Source organism: Kitasatospora sp. NPDC059088 (genome assembly GCF_042738155.1).
GTDB lineage: Bacteria > Actinomycetota > Actinomycetes > Streptomycetales > Streptomycetaceae > Kitasatospora.
Window position 1 is genome coordinate 1 of record NZ_JBHYGR010000217.1, and the last position, 4,070, is coordinate 4,070.

At 74.0% G+C, this 4,070-nt stretch carries 4 protein-coding genes; all 4 read left to right on the forward strand.

Annotation, left to right across the window (positions count from 1 at the left end):
• The first annotated feature begins 324 nt into the window (after positions 1 to 324).
• Positions 325 to 984 (forward strand): hypothetical protein, encoded by a 660-nt coding sequence (locus ACFWXO_RS43700; RefSeq protein ID WP_380532429.1) that lies wholly within the window; start codon positions 325 to 327, stop codon positions 982 to 984.
• Between the two features lie 69 nt (positions 985 to 1,053).
• The gene (locus ACFWXO_RS43705; RefSeq protein ID WP_380532432.1) at positions 1,054 to 2,067 is read left to right on the forward strand and encodes a hypothetical protein; all 1,014 of its coding nucleotides are present in this window, start codon (positions 1,054 to 1,056) and stop codon (positions 2,065 to 2,067) included.
• 17 nt (positions 2,068 to 2,084) lie between these two features.
• Positions 2,085 to 2,549: a hypothetical protein gene (locus ACFWXO_RS43710; RefSeq protein WP_380532435.1), complete on the forward strand. Its 465-nt coding sequence runs from the start codon at positions 2,085 to 2,087 to the stop codon at positions 2,547 to 2,549.
• Positions 2,549 to 3,949, forward strand: coding sequence for a hypothetical protein (locus ACFWXO_RS43715; protein WP_380532438.1), 1,401 nt, complete (start codon positions 2,549 to 2,551; stop codon positions 3,947 to 3,949). The genes ACFWXO_RS43710 and ACFWXO_RS43715 overlap by 1 nt, the downstream gene beginning before the upstream one ends.
• Positions 3,950 to 4,070 lie beyond the last annotated feature (121 nt).

Here is a 4,070-nt window from a genome sequence, read left to right on the forward strand (position 1 = left end):
CCGCGCCCCCCCCCGCCCGGGCTGGGCGGCAGCCTCCACCCCCGAGCGGGGGCGGCGGCCCCGCGCCCCCCCCCCAGGGGGGGGGGGCCCCCCCCCCGGGCCCGCCCACTGCGGAAGCCGCCCGCCGATTCCCGTTCCCTGCACGCGGTAGCCCTCGCCCTACCGGTTTGACCTGCGCAAATACCGATCCTCTCGGCGCCCTACCGGCCCCGCGGACGACGCCCGACCCCACCAGGGGGAGCGGGGACACCCGCCGGCCTCGCGCCAGGGAGCCGTCGCTCCAACCGTCACCTGACCCGCCGTCCGCCAACCGGAGCTTTCGCCATGCCCGCTCACGAGATCCGCATCAGCAGCGCCGACCGCAGCGACATCCGCATCGGCCCCGTCGACGACCGCCGCCAGGCCGTCGCAATCGCCGTCAACCTCCAGGCCGCGCGCAACACCAGCCCCCACCACCGGGGCGTGGTCATCACCGTCGGTGACTGGAAGCCCGGCGGGCAGGGCCTGCCGCTCCTTCCGCCCGACCCGCACACCATCGCGACCTGGCTGATGCGGGAGCACGCCGACGGCCCGGACGGCCGCTACTTCCCGGACCTGCACACCCGGCTCCGAGCGCAGTACCCCGGCCGTCAGGCGGCCGAGCTCTGGGAGCAGGCCGCCGCCCTCGTCTCCGGCGCGGACCCGCACCTGCTGCCCGTGCCCGCCACCGCCCACTCCCGGGAGGAGGTCGACACCGGCACGGGAAACGCCTGGATCGCCACGCGCTTGCAGGCCGTCGCCGTTGCCGCCACCCTCACGGCGCTCATCCTGGCCACCCCCGGCTGGCTGGGCGACCTCGTCCTGGCCGCTACCACCGGCCTGGTTGCCGGCCACGCGCTCAGCGGCCAGCTCGCCGAAGGCCCCCGCGACAACGCCGTCGTCCTCGGCCTCTACCTCGGCCTGCTGCTCGCCCTCGTCGACCTCGCCGCCACCAACCTGCACTGACCCGCACGCCCGGCTGCGCCATGCCCCGCGCGCCGAATCCCACATCCCACTGAACCGGAAGGCCACCCCATGACCGAGCAGACCCTCGCCCCCGATCAGGCCGACGAGGGCGACGAGGACGACGCCACCCCGCCGGAGCCCCGCGTCATCATCCCGACCCGGGTCCTGCCCGCCGCCGACCAGCCCCCGACGGCGAACACGCCGCCGAAGCCCGACTTCCCGCCCTTCAGCCAGCAGGACCGGACCGGCCTCGCGCGGATCACCGACGTGCCGCCCGCCGCGCCCCGGCCGTCGGCCCCCGAGCAGGCGTACGACCCCAACCCGCCGTGGTGGCGCGATCTCGCCGCCAAGGCCATGGGCACGGAGGAGCAGACCGAGGCGGCACCTGCCGCACCGGAGGCCGAACCACAGTCGGTCACCGCCACCGTCACGGTGAAGACCACCATCCCCAAGCGCACCAGCCAGCCACCCGGCAACCCGAGTGCCAAGGCCGGCGGCGGCAGCGGGGGAGGCTGGAACGGCCGGGGCCCCGGCCCCGGTGCGCCCCCCGAGGACCCGCCGTCGAAGCACACGAAGTGCCCCCACTGCGGCGGGGAGTTCACCGCGTGCTCCTGCCCGCTGCACGGCGCACCGCCGCCGCCCGCCGCGCCCGCTCCGCCCGCCGCGCCGGAGCCGGAGGACGAGACCGAGGAGATCGAGCAGGAGGTCACGGTCAAGGTCGACGTCTCCAAGCAGAAGGAGAAGCCGTCCAAATACAAGCCGCCATCCACGCGCGACGTCCTCAAGACCACGCCGAACAAGGCCAGAACCGGCTGGCACCCCGCGCGCGTCCGGTGGACCTTCCACTGGCTCGGCCCGGCGATTCCCGGCTGGGGGCTCAACTTCCTGCCCGACGTCAAGCACCTGATCGTCTGGTTCCACGAACCCGGCGAGCAGTTCTGGATGAGCGTCACGTTCGTTGCCGCCGGTGCCTGGATCGGCTGGCGCACCCGCGGCTGGTACCCGCCGCTCGCATGGATCTGCCGGATCCCCTTCGCCACCACGCTCATCGCGGCCCTGACCGTCCACATCCCCCTCTCCTGAAACGGAGCCACCCGACCATGTCCGAGATCATCAACACCGCCGTCCAGCTCGCCGCCGCGCCCCCCACCTCCATCGGGTCCGGCCTCGGCATCGTCACCGCCGCCGGCCTGGCCGGCGTCGGGACCGTCACACAGTTCGCCATCCTGAAGAACGGGTCCAACCCCAAGATCGCCGGAAAGCTCAAGTGGGAGCACTTGGCAATCTTCGGCTACGTCAACGCCACCCTCTACGGCTCGGCCGGCTGGACGGGCCCGCACGACGCCATCACCAGCATGGCCGGACCACTCGCTGCCAGCTGGGGCCCGGGCGGGGTGGCGCTCGGCATCACCGCCATCCTCTGGCTGCGCACCCACGGCAAGTGGCGGGCCTCGATCCTCGGCTTCACCGCCGGTGTGCTCTACGCCTCCGCCGGCGGCTGGTGGTCGGTCGGGACCATGGTCGTTACCTACCTCGCCAACCTCGTGCCCGGACTGGGCCACTGATGGCCGCCAACGTCACGCTGACCAAGGAGACCCCCACCACGCCCGCCGCGGCGGCCGTCGGCCCCGGCGACGACACCGACGCCCTGGCGGAACCCGAGGACGTGAACGAGGAGGCAGCGGACGACGACGAGGCAGGGGAGAGCATCCGCGAGCGCGTCACCCGGGTGCTGTCCCGCGCGTTCAACGCGGCGCGCCCCTACATCATCGGCATCCAGGCAGTGAAGTCGCTGGCCGTCGGGACCTTCATCATCGTCAAGAAGACCGTCTTCTGGATCGTCGACGGCAACGCCCTGGAGCTCTTCGCTCCCGGCATCGTCCGCAAGCGCGAGCGCAAGGCGAAAGCCGCGAAGGCGGCCGCCAGGGCCAAGGCCAAGGCGGCGTCCGGCGGGCCGAAGCCGAAGGGGAGAGGGCCACGGCGGCGACCGGCAAAGCCGGCCAACGCGAAGGAGAAGCCCCCTCAGGAACAGCCTGAGTCACAGCTGCCCGAGGGCAAGGAGCTCCCCGCCTGGCTGCTGCGGGCGGGAGGACTGCTCTTCGCAGGATTCCTGATCGTCTACTACATCCCGCACAACCCGGTGATCTGGATGCCGGCGCTGCTGGTGCCGTGGGCCCTCGCCGCGTGGGTGTACGCGCCGCTGCCCGCGCCGAAGGCCAACGAGCAGGAGCAGGCCGACGACGAGGACGAGGCCTTCGAGGACGACGACCTCGTGGAGGCCGGACCGCCGGAGGTCCAGGAGGCAGGGGAGCAGGGCGCAGGGGAGCGGCGGGTACTCTCCGCCGAGGAGATCGAGGCCCAGTTCTGGCTGTACGTCGAGAACACCGTCGCCACCCGGTGGGCGGAGGGCGTCCGGGGCATCAAGCAGGGTGTCCATCTCGAGGACATGCTGGCCGATCTGAAGGCCCGAAACATGATCTCCGACCCGGCCTGGGACACCGCCACGCTGGCGAGCTACTTCCGCCGGATCGGCATCCCCCTCCGGGACCCGCTGCCACTGTCCGTAGCGGGCAAGAAGATCAACCGCATCGGGGTGGGCTTCAAGGAGCTGACCCACACCCTCGGCCGGGAGCCCCTCAGACCCCCTCACCTGGCCGTGGACCGCACCCCCCGGGACGACGCCTTCCCGGCCCCCGGGGCGCCCCCCCCCGCGGGCCCCCCCCCCCCCCCCCCCCCCCGGGGGGGGCGGGGGCGCGCCGCCCCCCCCCCCCCCCCCCCCCGGGGGCCGGGAAGGGGCGCCGAGCACCCCCGCTCAGACCCCCCGTCAGATGGCCGGCTGACCCCGGCCGACAGGCCCGGGAACGCCCCTCCCGCCGACCCATCCCGGGCCGTCCGCAGGCCGGCCCTCCCCCGCTTCGCCATCACCGGCAACGCCCCCTACCGCAGCGCCCTACCGGCGCTCTGACCTGCACAAATACCAAACGCCCTACCGCCCCTACCCCACCCCTACCGCCCCTCCTACCGCCTCCGGGGGGGGGCCCCCCCCCCCCCCCCGCCCCCCCCCCGGCCCCCCCCGGCCCCCGGGG